The organism is Paraburkholderia silviterrae (assembly GCF_004353915.1).
In the GTDB taxonomy this organism is placed as follows: Bacteria; Pseudomonadota; Gammaproteobacteria; order Burkholderiales; family Burkholderiaceae; genus Paraburkholderia; species Paraburkholderia silviterrae.
The window spans coordinates 213,647-227,929 of record NZ_SMRP01000003.1; the positions used below are offsets into that span (position 1 = coordinate 213,647).

Consider the following 14,283-nt stretch of genomic DNA (forward strand, 5'->3'; position numbering starts at 1 on the left):
CTCCTGAAGTGTTATTGCATGAAGGGACCCCAGGACGGCTCGCGTACGATGCCGCCCTGAACGGACAGGATTTGCCGCGTCCGACCGTCGGTCGATACGGCAGCCAGCACGCCACGGCCGTTCACCTGAGTGGCGTAAAGAATGTACTGACCGTTCGCCGCGAAGCTGGGCGATTCGTCATGTGTCGTGTCGGTGAGCGCCGTAGCGACGCCGGACTGCAGATCTTGAATGTACAGCTTAAATCCGCCACCCGTGCGTGAGATGTACGCCAGTTCCTTGCCGTCCGGGCTGATCTTCGGACTCGTGTTGTAGTTGCCGGTGAACGTCACGCGCTGTGCTGAGCCAGCGCTTTCACCCTGGGCCGGCATCTTGTAGATCTGCGGCTGGCCGCCGCGGTCGCTCGTGAAGTAAATCCAGCGTCCGTCAGGAGAGTAGGTGGGTTCCGTGTCGATCGTCGTGCCTTGCGTGAGGCGGCGCAGACCGGAGCCGTCGGAGTTGACGGCGAAGATCTGCGTGTTGCCCGTACGCGACAGCGCGACGGCGAGCGTGCGGCCGTCCGGCGACCAGGCCGGTGCCGAGTTGTTGCCCTTCTGGTCGGAGATCATGACGCGCCGCCCTGTGGGCAGGTCATGCACGTAGACGATGGGCTTTTTCTTTTCGAAGGAAACGTAGGCGACCTTGGTGCCGTCAGGCGACCAGGCCGGCGAGATGATGGGCTCGGGGCTCGAGAGCGCGATGTGCGCGTCTTGCCCGTCGGAGTCCGAAATCTGCAACTGGAAGCGGTTGCCCGTCTTGATCACATAGGACAGACGCGTGGCGAACACGCCGCGGTCGCCGAGCAGCTTCTGATAGATGTAATCGGAAACCTTGTGCGCGGTCATGCGCAGACCGCTCGGCGGGCTCTGTAGCACGAGGCCGCCGAGGCTTTCCCCTTTCACCGTGTCGTACAGCTTGAAGCGCACTTCGTACTGGCCGTTGGCGAGCTTGTTCACGCTGCCCGCGACGAATGCGTTGGCGCCCTTGGCCTTCCAGCTGCCGAGGTCGACCGAGTCGTTCTCCGAGATCGGTGCGCTGCCTGCGTCGATATTGGTGAATTTGCCGCTGCGCGCGAGGTCGGCGCGCACGATGGCGGCGACTTGCTGCGGAGAATTCGCTTCGCCCGCGAAATTTGCCGTGGCGATGGGGAACTGGGTGGCGCCCACGCCAGTGACGAGGACGTTCAGTTGTGCGTTCGCTGCGCCGCCGACCGTGATCAGGCAAGACGCGACGAGAGTTCGCAGGCCAAGCTTCGTCATCAAACTCATGCTGTGCTGTTTCCTGAAAAAGCGATTTTTGTCACACCGAGCAACAGCAAGCAGACCCGAAAACGTTCGAATCGTTCCTGGGGTCCACTGCTGTGCATCAGCATCCCTGTGCCCTGTTTGCGCGGTCAACCTGCCGGGCGCAAAGTAATTGTAAAGTTCGACGGTGCCTTGCCGCTGACGTCGAGCGGCATCGGATCCGAGCGCTGGACCGCACGCAACGCGGCTTCGTCCCACTGCGAATTGCCGCTGCTGCGCGTGATCGTGGCCGAGAGCAGGGTACCGCTCGGCGAACAGCGCACCGCGACTTCCGTTTCCAGACCCGCCGTCTCGCCCGCCCAAATAATGTTCGGACGCACGCGCCGGCGCACCTTGTCCGCGTAACCCGGCGAAGCCGCGTTGCCGCCCGAGCCGCTGCCGGTGCCGCTCTTGGCGAGACCGTTGCCGCTCGAGCCTTCGCCACCGCCCATCGAGCCTTGCATCTGCGCGATGCGCGCGCGCCGTTCGGCGTCGAGCTTCTTCGCCTGGGCATCGGCTTGCGCCTTGGCCTTGGCGGCCTTTTCGGCGTCAGCCTTCTTCTGCGCGTCGAGCTTCGCCTGCTTTTGCGCTTCTTCCTGCTGCTGCTTCTTGAGCGCTTCTTGCTGTTGCTGCTGCTGTTGCTTGAGCTTCTCGGCGGCGGCCTGCTGGTCCTGCTGCTGTTGCTTGAGCTTTGCCTGCTTCTGCTGCAAGGCGAGTTGCGCAGCCTGCTGGGCCGCGAGTTGCTGCTGGCGCTTCGCCTCGGCTTCTTGCTGCGCCTTCAGACGCTGCTGCTCGGCCAGTTGCGCTTCGCGCGCCGCTTCCTGCTGCTTACGCTTTTGCTGTTGCAGCGCGATGTCGGCCTCTTGCGTTTGCGGCGGAGGCGGGGCAGGGGTGACCGGCACGGGCGGCGGCGGTGCAGGCCGCGGCGTAGACATATCCGGCACTTCGGTCCAGAGCTCCGCCTCTTCACCCGCCGGCGTGCTGTTCTGCCAGTGAATGCCGTGATAGAGGAACAAGCCGAGCAGCACGTGCATGACCACGGCGAGCGCGAGAGCACGTCCCGTGCCCCGCTCGCGCGGAGGCCGCAGCGGATACGAATCGTTGTTCCGGATCATTGCGATTTGACGAGCAGTCCGACACGTTTGACGCCGCGCGACTTCAGATCGGACATCACGTTCATCACCGTCTCGTACTTGACGGACTTGTCGGCTGCGATCACCACGGGCTGGTCGGGATGACTCTGCTCGCGGTCGGCGACGAAGGCGTTGAGATCGGCGCGCGACATGCTTTCCTGCTGCGTGGCGCCGGCATCATCCTTATAGCGTACGCTCAGATTGCCGTCTGGGCGAATATTGACCACGACGGGCGGCGTCTGCTGCTGCTGGCTTGCGCCGCCGACGGTCGGCAGGTTGACGATGGACGGCGCGACCAGCGGCGCCGTCACCATGAAAATCACGAGCAGCACCAGCATCACGTCGATATACGGCACGACGTTGATGTCGGCCATCGCACGGCGCGAGCGGCTGCCTCGCATACTCGAACGGACTGAGCCTCCCATCTTCGACTCCTTGCTGTCTGGTGAAGATTAGTGGGCCTGACGCTGCAGGATGTTCGAAAACTCTTCGATGAACGTTTCGAAGCGGATCGCGAGGCGGTCGATGTCGTGCGCGTAGCTGTTGTACGCGACCACCGCCGGAATGGCGGCGAACAGACCGATCGCGGTGGCCGTTAGCGCTTCGGCAATGCCGGGCGCGACGTTCGCGAGCGTGGCCTGCTGCACGTTCGCGAGACCGCGGAACGCATTCATGATCCCCCAGACCGTGCCGAACAGACCGATGTACGGGCTCACCGAGCCGACCGACGCGAGAAACGAGAGGTTCGCTTCGAGCGCATCCATTTCACGCTGGAAGGCGGCGCGCATCGCGCGCCGTGCGCCGTCGAGCACGAGGCTCGGATCGTTCAGGCGCTTTTCTTTGGCCTTGAGGAATTCGCGCATGCCCGACTCGAAGATACGCTCGAGCGCGCCGATCGTGTGACGGTTGTTGGCCGCGCTCTGATAGAGCGCCTGCAGGTCGCCGCCCGACCAGAAGTCGCGCTCGAAATTCTCGGTTTGCGTACGCGCGCGGCGGATGGCAAACCACTTGCGGAAGATGAAGGTCCAGGAAATCAGGGACATCAACAGGAGCAATCCCATCACTGCCTGTGCCAGTACGCTCGCATTAAGGACGAGAGAAAGGATCGATAGATCTTGTGTAGTGTTCATAGAGATTCTTGGTAACGTCCCGCAAGGGGCGAGCGGCTGCAAGGCAACGCGAATTTTTCCGAAGGCAAATGGAAAGGCGTCGCGCCGCTGCAACCGAACCCAGCTTGGTCCTGAATCGACCGACGCGAGTTCACCGGCGTCGTATCAACGGCAATTACTGCGCCGCCGTTGACACGCCCGGCAAGACTTTCTTCATGCCACGCTCCAAAGCTTCAAAAACGTGCTCAGGAATGGGGGCAGGGCGCATTTCTGCACCATTCACGCAGGCAATGCGAATCTTTCCGATGACTAACAGCGTATCGCCGCGCCATGCTGTCTGCATGAAATCGACTGACGCGCGGCCCAGCTTTTCCACACGGCTCACGATCGTCACGACGTCGTCGAGGCGGGCCGGCGCACGGTAGTCGAGCGTGGTGCTGCGCACGACGAAGAGCTCACCGGATTCCTCGGCGAGCTTGTGCTGGTCGACGCCGCACGCGCGCAGCCACTCGGTGCGCGCGCGCTCGAAGAACTTCAGATAGTTCGCGTAAAACACGATACCGCCGGCATCGGTATCTTCGTAATAGACGCGTACCGGCCAGGTAAAGCCGGCTGCGGCCTGTGATGGGGTCGCATCCGGGTTGCGGGTAGATCTTTCCATGCCGCGCATTCTACCGGAACGCGTAGTCGTCACGCCGTTCGTACGACTGAAGCATGAAAGCAAAATGTATGAATCAGCCGCGATGGACGCTAAGGCCGGCGAAGGCCTGCGCGACCGGCATCAACTCCATCGTATTGATGTTCACGTGCGCGGGACGCGTGGCGATCCAGTAGATGGAGTCGGCGACGTCCTCGGCGGTAAGCGGCTGCACGTCCTTATAGACATTGGCGGCTTTCGAGTCGTCGCCGCGGAAGCGCACGCTGGAGAATTCTGTGCCGCCGCACAGGCCCGGCTCGATATTCGTCACGCGCAGCGCGGTGCCCGCGAGGTCCGCGCGCAGATTGAGGCTGAACTGGCGCACGAATGCCTTGGTCGCGCCATAGACATTGCCGCCCGGATACGGCCAGCTTCCCGCCGAAGAACCCAGATTGACGATGTGGCCGCGGTTGCGCGCCACCATGCCCGGCAAGAACGCGTGCGTGATCCGCACGAGACCCGTGCAGTTGGTGTCGATCATGGTTTCCCATTCGTCGAGATCGGCCTTGTGCGCGGGTTCGACGCCGAGCGCGAGGCCGGCATTGTTGACGAGCACGTCGACTTCGGCAAATTCGGGCGGCAGCGCCGCCGGTGCCGCCTCGACCGCGGCGCGGTCGCGCACGTCGAGCTCGACCGGCAGGAGGGCGTCGCCCAGTTCCGCGGCGAGGGCGTCGAGGCGGTCCTTGCGGCGCGCCGTGGCGACGACGCGGTGGCCGCCCTTGACGAAGGCCCGGGCGATGGCGGCGCCGAATCCCGCGGATGCGCCGGTGACGAAGACGATCATGGTTGCTCCCTGGTCTGTGGAGGGCGAAGAAAGGGGAGAGCCTACTTGCAATGCGGCGCTGCGGCAAGGAAGCGGCAGAACACGCGCAAGGCGCGCCGAGGCGAGGGGTGCAGTGGCGTCCGCAACCGGGTTCTTCGGGTGCGGTTGTAGACCCTCGCACAGGTGCTCGCGGCGCGGCATGAGGGGGCCGCAGCCGCCGCCTCCCAGGTTGCCTATTCCGGGCGCATCCAATAAACTAACGCGCTCAATCCCTGCGTGACTGGCGATAGGGTCCCTGAATGGCAACGGTTGTAATAATTGCCCTTCAAGCTGCGCTTGGCGCGGCTCAAACAGGGGCTCAAGGTGGAACGACCCACCGTGAAGCGCAGGGTGCCGTTTTGCCGTTCGCCTGGGCAGCCAAGTTTCGCGCGCTTCATCAAGCGCTGCTGGGCCTTCACGGGCCGTGGCTGTCCTGCCTCGCGTGTGCGGCACCTTCTTGCGCCACGTCAAGGCTGGCCTCTTCGCCAGCAGCGCCGCGTACCCGCTACGCGTTCCGCGCGAGACCCGGTCAACCTGAACACACTTAACGGAACCCGTATGTTTGACAGAGCCGAAAGCACCATCGCCAACGTCGATCCCGAACTCTTCAAGGCGATCGAACTCGAGAACCGCCGCCAGGAAGAGCACATCGAGCTCATCGCGTCGGAAAACTACACGTCTCCCGCGGTCATGGCCGCGCAGGGCTCGCAGCTCACCAACAAGTACGCCGAAGGCTATCCGGGCAAGCGCTACTACGGCGGCTGCGAATACGTGGATGTCGTCGAGCAGCTCGCGATCGACCGCGTGAAGGAACTGTTTGGCGCCGAAGCCGCCAACGTCCAGCCGAACTCGGGCTCGCAGGCCAACCAGGGTGTGTTCTTCGCCATGCTCAAGCCGGGCGACACCATCATGGGCATGAGCCTCGCGCACGGCGGCCACCTCACGCACGGCTCGCCCGTCAACATGTCGGGCAAGTGGTTCAACGTCGTGAGCTACGGCCTGAACGAAGCCGAAGACATCGATTACGAAGCCGCTGAGAAGCTGGCCCAAGAGCACAAGCCGAAGCTGATCGTGGCAGGTGCCTCGGCATTTGCGCTGCGCATCGACTTCGAGCGCCTGTCGAAGATCGCCAGGAGCGTGGGCGCGTATTTCATGGTCGACATGGCGCACTACGCGGGCCTCGTGGCTGCGGGCGTCTACCCGAACCCGGTGCCGTTCGCCGACTTCGTCACCACGACCACGCACAAGAGCCTGCGCGGCCCGCGCGGCGGCGTGATCCTGATGAAGGCCGAATACGAGAAGCAGATCAACTCGGCGATCTTCCCGGGCATCCAGGGCGGCCCGCTCATGCACGTGATCGCGGGCAAGGCGGTGGCGTTCAAGGAAGCGCTCGCGCCGGCATTCAAGACCTACCAGCAGCACGTGGTCGACAACGCACGCGTGCTGGCCGAAACGCTGGTCAAGCGTGGCCTGCGCATCGTCTCGGGCCGCACGGAAAGCCACGTGATGCTGGTGGACCTGCGCGCGAAGAAGATCACCGGCAAGGCTGCCGAAGCCGTGCTGGGCGCCGCGCACATCACGGTGAACAAGAACGCGATCCCGAACGATCCGGAAAAGCCGTTCGTGACGAGCGGCATCCGGCTCGGCTCGCCGGCGATGACCACGCGTGGCTTCGGCGTGAAGGAAGCCGAGCAGGTGGGCAACCTGATTGCCGACGTGCTCGACAATCCGGAAGACGCAGCGACGATCGAGCGCGTGAAGGCGCAGGTCGCCGAGCTGACCAAGCGCTTCCCGGTCTATCGCTGATCGAGGCTGTAATCCATCATGCGCTGCCCCTTCTGCCGGCATGAAGACACGCAAGTGGTTGACTCGCGCGTGTCCGAGGACGGCGCCGCCATCCGGCGCCGCCGCCGCTGCCCGGCCTGCGACAAGCGTTTCACGACGTACGAGCGGGTCGAGCTGGCGATGCCGGCCGTCGTCAAGAAGGACGGCAGCCGCACGGAATTCGACCGCCGCAAGATCATGGCGAGCATGCAACTGGCGCTGCGCAAGCGGCCCGTTGCTGCCGACGCGATCGACGCGGCGGTCGCCCGCATCGAGGATCAACTGCTCGGCAGCGGCGAGCGCGAGGTGCGCAGCGAGCGCCTTGGCGAGCTCGTGATGGGCGAGTTGCGCGAGCTCGACAAGGTCGCGTTCGTGCGTTTTGCCTCCGTGTACCGGCGCTTCGAGGACGTCTCCGAATTCGAGGACGTAATCGAAGAGTTTCGCCGTGCCAGTGGCGCCGCCACGCCGCCGAAGAAGCGCTGAGCGATTGCGCGTTTGATCTGAGCGCTTGCGCGCTTGCTCCGAGCGTTCGCGCATTTTCCTTCTCCGCATTTCCCGTTCTCCCTGCCGTTGCCCGTGACCCTTGCATTGTCGAGGGAGGGCCCTGTGCGCATAAGCTGGCCGTTCGGCTAATTGTTCCGTTTCGCGTTCATCCGTAGAGTGACTGCAATCCCTCAACGATAAGGATTGCAGATGAAATGCGTCGGCTTCACCCTGATCGAAACGATGGTCGTGATCGTGCTGCTTGCCCTGTGCGCCACGGCAACCGCGCCCACGTTCGCGTCGTGGCGCGTGCGCGACCAGGTCGATGCGCGCACCAACGCGTTGCTCGGCTCGCTCTCTTACGCGCGCAGCGAAGCGATCCGGCGCAAGGTGCGCGTGAGCGTTTGCCGTATCGACGCCACGCGGCATTGCCTTGCGGCCGGCAAGAGCTGTCCGTCCGGGCGGGCGGATTGGTCGTGCGGCTGGGCCGTGATAGCCGAGCGCACGGGCGTGCTGTCACTGTTACGTGCGCAGCCTGCGCTCGATGAGATCGCCGTGGCGTCGGGCTTGACGGCGCTCACGTTCACACCGCCTGCGGGGCAGGCCATCGGCAGTCAGCGCAACTTCGAGATCGCGCCGCGCGCCGCTGCCGCCTCTATGCGGGGGGCTGGGTGGCGGCGCTGCATACGCGTTGCCGCGGGCGGGCGCGCGCGCGTGAGCGACGGTGCATGTGGAGCAGCGTCATGAGCGTGCGATGCGGGCATTTTCGGGGAGTTCCGCGCATCGGGCGCGGCGCGGCCTTGCTCGAAGTTGCGCTGGCGATGGCACTCATGTCGATGTGCGGGATAGGTCTGCTGGGTGCGCAGCTCGGCCTTGTGCGCCATGCAGTCGCCTCCGCGGTACGGGCGCGAGCCGCATTCGCCGCCGACGCGATCGCCGAGGCCACGCTGGAAGCGGGCGTGGCACCTCGCGATCAATGGAAGGCACGCACTGCGCTCGTCGTGCCCGAGGGGCGCGCAACCGTGTCCACTACGGCCGGCGAGGCCTCGCTAGTCGTGCTGACATGGGCCGCGCTGCGCGACGAGGCCGCGCCTCGCTCCCTGCCGTCCGCCGACGGATGCGAAGAGGCCCAATCCGGTGGCGCGGAACCGGCACAAGGGCGAGCCTGCGTTGCGCTCGCGTTCGTCCAATGAAGTGCGCGGTGCCGCGCTCACGCGCCAGCGCAGGGCACACGTTGCTCGAATTCACGATCGCCGTTGCGCTCGGTCTCGTCGTGATCGCGGGCGCGCTTGCCGCATATCGCTCGCAGCGTCAGGCGTTTGCAGCCGCGATCGACGCCGCGCGTATCCACGATGCTGGCGTGAATGCGCTGACGCTCATGGGCGAGCAGATCCAGATGGCCGGCTTCGTGGGCGCCGACGCTCCGGCGGGGCTCGCGGGACCGCCGATCTTCGGCTGCACCGCCGGGCGTCCCACGGGAGCCAATGCGAGTTGGACGTGCGAGGCGCTCTCGAATCGCTCGGACGGCGTGGCGGTGCGCTATCGCGGCGACGCGGAGTCCACCTGGCTGGCCGCGAATGGCCAGGTCACCGATTGCCTGGGGCAGGCGGTCGGGCCGCCCGCGACCGAGGTGCTCAATCGCTTTCATGCCAAGGCGAGCAGTTCGACCGGCGAGCCTGAGCTCTACTGCGAAGGCTCCGGCAAAGCCGGCACGGCGCAGCCGCTCGTGGAGGGCGTCGAGCGCATGCGTGTGCGTTACTGGCTGGCAGGCGCCGCGCAGGCCGTGGACGCCGCGGCGCTCTCGCGCGATCAATGGGACTCGGTCGTGGCCGTCGATCTATGCGTGCTCGTGCGCGGCGCGCCGTTTGCCCGGCGCGTGCGCTACGTCGATTGCGACGGCGCGTCGGCCACCGCCGCGGATGGCCGAGCGCGGCAGGCCTTCTGGCGTCACGTGGCGCTGCGCAATGTGCTGGAGGCGCGCTCATGACTTTCGCGGCGCGGTGTTCGCGTAACCGGCGCCTGAGTCAGCGCGGTGTCGTATTGCCGGTAGTTCTGCTGATCGTTTCGATGATGCTCGCCACGGCGGCGGCGTGGTTCGAGGCGGTGCTGTTCGAGGCTCGCAACGCCGGCGCCGTCATCGATCAACTGCGCGCCTTCCGTGCCGCCGAAGCGGCTCTCGTACTCTGCTCGCGCGCACTGGCGGACGGCACGGCGATGGCGCCACCGGCGCCGCCGCAGCCGGGCGAACCGCAGGGCTGGCGCCGCCAGGAGCCGTTCGAGGCGCAGGCCAAGGCGCCCGTGCGGTCGTGGCCCGGCTCCGTGAGGCCGCCGCAGTGCTTCGTCGAGGCATGGCGTATCGAGGCGCGGCCGGCAGTGCGCGCGTTTCTCGTGACGGCGCGCGGATTCGGCTCAACGGACGACGCGCAAAGCTGGCTGCAGATGCAGCTCGTCCTGGACGGCACACGCATCGAGCGTCATTGGCGGCGCGTCGTAGCGAGGCCGTTTTGATCTCGGCAAAAGGAGGGGAGATGCAACGCAGTGGGCGTGGTTTTACTTTGCTCGAACTGGTTGTTGCGCTGGCGGCGATGGCCGTCGTCGCGGCTTTCGCGTTGCCGGGATGGCGCAATCAGATCGCGCGCGGGCATCGGATCGATGCCGTCGCGGCGCTCTATCGCGCGGCACAATTCGTCGATGCGCAAAGTCCGTTGCCGGCTTCGCTCCCTGCAGGTATGGATCAGGCGCCGCCGGGGGGCACGGCGGTTTATCGGCTGAAACTCCTGGCGGCAGACGAAACGAACGGTGGTTATACGATCGTGGCCTCGCCCACGGAAACGGGCCCGATGCGTAACGATCCATGCGGGGCGTTCATGCTCGATGCAAACGGTACGCGTGGCAATCAGGCGCCTGGCCTCGCCAATGCGGCCGTGCCCGTGACGGTTCCCAATTCGCGCGATTGCTGGCGGGACCGCTGAGCCGGGCAGCAGAGGGCGGCTTGAACGGCGCGTTAGCCGGTGATGTCGTCTTCTTCGGACGCGTAGCGCCGCGCGCCGCCGTTTGGCGTGCCTCGCTGGCGGCGCACCTGTTTCCAGATGCGCCAGGCCTCCCAGGCCGTGAGCGCGAGGCCGCCCCATTTCACGACCGGGCGGGCAGCCGAGGCGACGCTCTCGCGCAGCGGCTTGGCCAGCACGAGCGAGGCGATGGAGCTCAAGAGGGGATATTGCTTGAGCAGGTTGCCGAGCCCGGCGCCCATGCGGCCCACGCTTGTGCCGGTGCCGCCGAAACCCGGCACGAGAAAGCGCAGCCAGCTGAAGTGCGTGACCGCCTCGCGCAACTCGACAACCGAGGCCGCCATCTCGGCACGCTCGACGCTCGCGCGCACGATCAGCAGTTCCTTGCGCAAGGCGCGCAATTGCGGTGTCGACAGGTCGCGGGTACGCGTGCGTTCAGGGCGAAAGGCGTTGTCCGGTCGAGGTTGGCTCATGGATTGGATTCGGGCTTGGATTCGGGCTTGGATTCGCCGCTGGCGGTTGGCAAACGTGGACTAGGGCTTGCGAAGGATTTCACGATCCTTCTCGAATTCTTCGAGCGTCGCCTGGAATACGAGCGGCGCATTGCGCAGGCCATTGCGCGCCTTCAGGCCGCAGATGAGCGCACCGAGCCCATAGACGATGGTGATCCCGGCGAGTGCCTGCCAGCGCCAGGTGTCCCAGAAAGCGATTGCGACGAGTGCGGTCAGCGCGATCAGCGCCATGGCCCCAAGCAGCATCGCCGCGAGTCCGAGGAACAGCACGCCGAGCAGGCGTTCCTTCTCCTCTGCCAATTCGATGCCGATCAGCTCGAGCCGCGTGTGAAGCATCGCGAACGCGGAGCCGAGGAGACGGCGCGCCGGCCCGTGTTCTTGTCGCTGCGATTGGGTGTCTGTCGTCATGGCGAATGCGGTTGGCGAGCACGTGTGCGCGCGAGGCGAGTGCGCGAGGAAAGCGCTCAGAAAAGACAGGCCGGTGCAGTGCACCGGCCTGCAGGCTTGTGGTTCGGCCAGGTAACGGCCACGGTTGACCCAGTGGCGCCGGGCTGGTGCCCAGCATTTCCGTGAACGCTGCGCATCGTCAGCCGCCTTGCGTGGGCCGCCCGCGACGTGTCGTGGCGAGCGCTCCGCGGCTGCAAACCGCGCTGTTACTTGCGGTTGATCAACAAGCCCACGAGAACACCCACGCCGGCGGCAATGCCGATCGACGCCCACGGATGCTCGTGCACGTAGTCGTCGGTGGCGCGCGCCGCCTTTTTGCCTTTCTCGACCACGACGACCTGAACGTCGGCCGCCTTTTCCTTGGCTTGCTTCAGGCGCGTGAGGGCCGTTTCGCGAAGCTCCGAAGCGCGCTCGCCCGTGGCGCTCGCCGCTTGCTTGAGCAGGTCCTCCGCATCCGCGAGGACGGTTTTGATATCCGACATCAGCCTCTCCTTGTTGACCTCTGACATTGACTAGCTCCCATCGTGTCACATCACGCGTGAATCGTAACAAAGATACGAGCGCTGGCAAGCGTGGCGGGCCGCCGCCGGGCAAGAATTCCGCACAAATCGTTCCTGCGGGGGCGCGTGGCGGCTTTCCGAAGCGCACGCGTGGTGCTGCCCTGCGCATGCTGTGGCCGCACAGGTATTCACAGTAAAACAAATGGAGTTGATCTGGAACCAAAAGTTTCCGCGATCGTGGCCAAAATTACCAAAACTCATAACGGTCTGACCCGATGTTCGTTCGCGGGGCATGAGCGCACCCTGTATGCTTGAATGTAGTAAATGTCCACTGGATCAACGGGCCGCGCGCAGCGGCTGGTCCACCACATTCAAATTCAAAGGAAACCACACCATGAGTCTGCGTCTTGGCGATATCGCACCCGACTTCGAGCAGGATTCGAGCGTTGGCCGCATCAAATTTCATGACTGGCTCGGCAATAGCTGGGGCGTGCTGTTCTCGCACCCGGCCGACTTCACGCCGGTCTGCACGACCGAGCTCGGCCTGACCGCAAAGCTCAAGGACGAATTTGCGCAGCGCAATGTCAAGACGATTGCGCTTTCGGTGGATAGCGCCGAGTCGCACAACGAGTGGATCAAGGACATCAACGAGACCCAGGCGGCTAGCGTCGGCTTCCCGATTCTCGCCGATGGCGATCGAAAGGTGTCCACGCTCTACGACATGATCCACCCGAATGCGAACGAGACGTTCACGGTGCGCTCGCTCTTCGTGATCGATCCGAACAAGAAGGTGCGCCTCATCATCACGTATCCGGCGAGCACGGGCCGCAATTTCGACGAAGTGCTGCGCGTGATCGATTCGCTGCAACTCACCGACAACTACCAGGTTGCAACGCCCGGCAACTGGAAGCAGGGCGACGATGTCGTGATCGTGCCGTCGCTGAAGGACGAAGAAGTCCTCAAGCAGAAGTTTCCGAAGGGCTACAAGGCGCTGCGTCCGTATCTGCGCCTGACGCCGCAGCCGAACAAGTAAGGCAAGCCGCTCGGCCTGGCTGCGCATCGCGCGCGGTACGGAGCGCGCGGGGCAACAAAGCGAAAAGCGCCGCACGAGTCGATTCGTGCGGCGCTTTTTTTCATACGCCAACGGCTGCGGGGAGCGCGTTTAGAAGAACGCCTGAATACCCGTCTGCGCCCGGCCGAGGATCAGCGCGTGGATGTCGTGCGTGCCTTCGTAGGTGTTCACCACTTCGAGATTCACGAGGTGGCGCGCCACGCCGAACTCGTCGGAGATGCCGTTGCCGCCCAGCATGTCGCGCGCGAGGCGTGCGATGTCGAGCGACTTGCCGCACGAGTTGCGCTTCATGATCGAGGTGATCTCGACCGCCGCCGTGCCTTCGTCCTTCATGCGGCCGAGGCGCAGGCAGCCTTGCAGGCCGAGCGTGATTTCGGTCTGCATGTCGGCGAGCTTCTTCTGGATCAGCTGGTTCGCTGCCAGCGGGCGGCCGAACTGCTTGCGGTCGAGCACGTACTGGCGCGCCGTGTGCCAGCACGCCTCAGCGGCGCCAAGCGCACCCCAGGCAATGCCGTAGCGCGCCGAATTCAGACACGTGAACGGACCGCGCAGGCCCTTCACGCCCGGCATGATGTTCTCTTCGGGCACGAACACTTCGTCGAGCACGATTTCGCCGGTGATCGACGCGCGCAGGCCCACCTTGCCATGGATCGCCGGTGCGGAAAGACCCTTCCAGCCCTTCTCCAGAATGAAGCCGCGGATGTCGTCCTTGCCGTCTTCCTCGAGCTTCGCCCAGACGACGAACACGTCGGCGATCGGCGAGTTCGTGATCCACATCTTGGCGCCCGAGAGCGAGTAGCCGCCGTTCACCTTCTTCGCGCGCGTGACCATGCTGCCCGGGTCGGAGCCGTGGTTCGGCTCGGTCAGGCCGAAGCAGCCGATCCATTCGCCGCTCGCGAGCTTGGGCAGGTACTTCTGCTTTTGCGCTTCCGAGCCGAATTCATAGATCGGCACCATCACGAGCGACGACTGCACCGACATCATCGAGCGATAGCCCGAGTCGACGCGCTCCACTTCGCGCGCGATCAGGCCGTAGGCGACGTAGTTCAGGCCGGGGCCGCCGTATTGCTCGGGGATCGTCGGGCCGAGCAGGCCGACTTCGCCCATTTCGCGGAAGATCGATGCATCGGTCTTTTCGTGACGGAACGCTTCGAGCACGCGCGGCGCGAGCTTGTCCTGTGAATAGGCAGCGGCGGCGTCGCGCACCATGCGCTCGTCTTCGGTGAGTTGCTGGTCGAGCAACAGCGGATCTTCCCAATGGAACTGGGCGTGTGCGGCCATGGTGTCTCTCCTGTCGAACGCAGTTGGCGCTTTAGCTGTCGGCCGGAGCCAGTGCTTTAGCACTGACTCCGGCCCCATGCAGGGCACTTACTGCGA

The 14,283-nt window shown here is 64.9% G+C and carries 18 protein-coding genes and 1 riboswitch; of the genes, 8 read left to right on the plus strand and 10 right to left on the minus strand.

Annotation, left to right across the window (positions count from 1 at the left end; translation table 11 throughout):
- Positions 1–11 precede the first annotated feature (11 nt).
- The 6 genes from tolB to ydfG all read right to left on the minus strand — a co-directional run bounded on the left by tolB (position 12) and on the right by ydfG (position 5,042).
- Positions 12–1,304, minus strand: coding sequence for a Tol-Pal system beta propeller repeat protein TolB (tolB, locus tag EYW47_RS08405; RefSeq protein ID WP_133194412.1), 1,293 nt, complete (start codon positions 1,302–1,304; stop codon positions 12–14).
- A 125-nt stretch (positions 1,305–1,429) separates the two neighbouring features.
- A complete protein-coding gene (tolA, locus tag EYW47_RS08410) occupies positions 1,430–2,434 on the minus strand; it encodes a cell envelope integrity protein TolA (protein ID WP_133194413.1) in 1,005 nt (334 codons plus the stop codon).
- Positions 2,431–2,877 carry a protein TolR gene (tolR, locus tag EYW47_RS08415; RefSeq protein WP_043288927.1) on the minus strand — a complete coding sequence of 149 codons (447 nt, stop codon included), beginning with the start codon at positions 2,875–2,877 and terminating at the stop codon, positions 2,431–2,433. The genes tolA and tolR overlap by 4 nt, the downstream gene beginning before the upstream one ends.
- A gap of 27 nt (positions 2,878–2,904) precedes the next feature.
- On the minus strand, positions 2,905–3,582 hold the full coding sequence (gene tolQ / locus EYW47_RS08420) for a protein TolQ (protein ID WP_133194414.1): 678 nt from the start codon (positions 3,580–3,582) through the stop codon (positions 2,905–2,907).
- Positions 3,583–3,736: 154 nt separating this feature from the next.
- Complete coding sequence (gene ybgC, locus EYW47_RS08425; RefSeq protein ID WP_133194415.1) at positions 3,737–4,231, minus strand: tol-pal system-associated acyl-CoA thioesterase; 495 nt, start codon at positions 4,229–4,231, stop codon at positions 3,737–3,739.
- A gap of 64 nt (positions 4,232–4,295) precedes the next feature.
- Positions 4,296–5,042 carry a bifunctional NADP-dependent 3-hydroxy acid dehydrogenase/3-hydroxypropionate dehydrogenase YdfG gene (ydfG, locus tag EYW47_RS08430; RefSeq protein WP_133194416.1) on the minus strand — a complete coding sequence of 249 codons (747 nt, stop codon included), beginning with the start codon at positions 5,040–5,042 and terminating at the stop codon, positions 4,296–4,298.
- 245 nt (positions 5,043–5,287) lie between these two features.
- A riboswitch (ZMP/ZTP riboswitch) is annotated at positions 5,288–5,443 on the plus strand.
- Positions 5,444–5,618: 175 nt separating this feature from the next.
- Here ydfG and glyA point away from each other — a divergent pair.
- The 7 genes from glyA to EYW47_RS08465 all read left to right on the plus strand — a co-directional run bounded on the left by glyA (position 5,619) and on the right by EYW47_RS08465 (position 10,339).
- Positions 5,619–6,866 (plus strand): serine hydroxymethyltransferase, encoded by a 1,248-nt coding sequence (gene glyA, locus EYW47_RS08435; RefSeq protein ID WP_133194417.1) that lies wholly within the window; start codon positions 5,619–5,621, stop codon positions 6,864–6,866.
- Positions 6,867–6,884: 18 nt separating this feature from the next.
- A complete protein-coding gene (nrdR, locus tag EYW47_RS08440) occupies positions 6,885–7,367 on the plus strand; it encodes a transcriptional regulator NrdR (RefSeq protein WP_133194418.1) in 483 nt (160 codons plus the stop codon).
- 210 nt (positions 7,368–7,577) lie between these two features.
- The gene (locus EYW47_RS08445; protein WP_133194419.1) at positions 7,578–8,114 is read left to right on the plus strand and encodes a GspH/FimT family pseudopilin; all 537 of its coding nucleotides are present in this window, start codon (positions 7,578–7,580) and stop codon (positions 8,112–8,114) included.
- On the plus strand, positions 8,111–8,560 hold the full coding sequence (locus tag EYW47_RS08450; protein WP_133194420.1) for a hypothetical protein: 450 nt from the start codon (positions 8,111–8,113) through the stop codon (positions 8,558–8,560). The genes EYW47_RS08445 and EYW47_RS08450 overlap by 4 nt, the downstream gene beginning before the upstream one ends.
- A complete protein-coding gene (locus EYW47_RS08455; protein ID WP_133194421.1) occupies positions 8,557–9,354 on the plus strand; it encodes a PilW family protein in 798 nt (265 codons plus the stop codon). The genes EYW47_RS08450 and EYW47_RS08455 overlap by 4 nt, the downstream gene beginning before the upstream one ends.
- Before the next feature lie 53 nt (positions 9,355–9,407).
- Entirely contained in the window at positions 9,408–9,875 is a 468-nt protein-coding gene (locus tag EYW47_RS08460; protein WP_240763608.1) for a pilus assembly PilX family protein, read from the plus strand.
- A 20-nt stretch (positions 9,876–9,895) separates the two neighbouring features.
- Positions 9,896–10,339: a type IV pilin protein gene (locus tag EYW47_RS08465; RefSeq protein WP_133194422.1), complete on the plus strand. Its 444-nt coding sequence runs from the start codon at positions 9,896–9,898 to the stop codon at positions 10,337–10,339.
- Between the two features lie 32 nt (positions 10,340–10,371).
- Here EYW47_RS08465 and EYW47_RS08470 read toward each other — a convergent pair whose 3' ends face one another.
- The 3 genes from EYW47_RS08470 to EYW47_RS08480 form a co-directional block, all read right to left on the minus strand.
- On the minus strand, positions 10,372–10,848 hold the full coding sequence (locus tag EYW47_RS08470) for a DUF3318 domain-containing protein (RefSeq protein WP_133194423.1): 477 nt from the start codon (positions 10,846–10,848) through the stop codon (positions 10,372–10,374).
- A gap of 60 nt (positions 10,849–10,908) precedes the next feature.
- On the minus strand, positions 10,909–11,295 hold the full coding sequence (locus tag EYW47_RS08475; RefSeq protein WP_133194424.1) for a phage holin family protein: 387 nt from the start codon (positions 11,293–11,295) through the stop codon (positions 10,909–10,911).
- A gap of 245 nt (positions 11,296–11,540) precedes the next feature.
- Complete coding sequence (locus EYW47_RS08480) at positions 11,541–11,843, minus strand: ElaB/YgaM/YqjD family protein (protein WP_008919742.1); 303 nt, start codon at positions 11,841–11,843, stop codon at positions 11,541–11,543.
- Positions 11,844–12,228: 385 nt separating this feature from the next.
- Here EYW47_RS08480 and EYW47_RS08485 point away from each other — a divergent pair, with 385 nt between their 5' ends.
- A complete protein-coding gene (locus EYW47_RS08485) occupies positions 12,229–12,867 on the plus strand; it encodes a peroxiredoxin (protein ID WP_133194425.1) in 639 nt (212 codons plus the stop codon).
- A 129-nt stretch (positions 12,868–12,996) separates the two neighbouring features.
- Here EYW47_RS08485 and EYW47_RS08490 read toward each other — a convergent pair whose 3' ends face one another.
- Positions 12,997–14,187 carry an acyl-CoA dehydrogenase gene (locus tag EYW47_RS08490; protein ID WP_133194426.1) on the minus strand — a complete coding sequence of 397 codons (1,191 nt, stop codon included), beginning with the start codon at positions 14,185–14,187 and terminating at the stop codon, positions 12,997–12,999.
- Positions 14,188–14,283 lie beyond the last annotated feature (96 nt).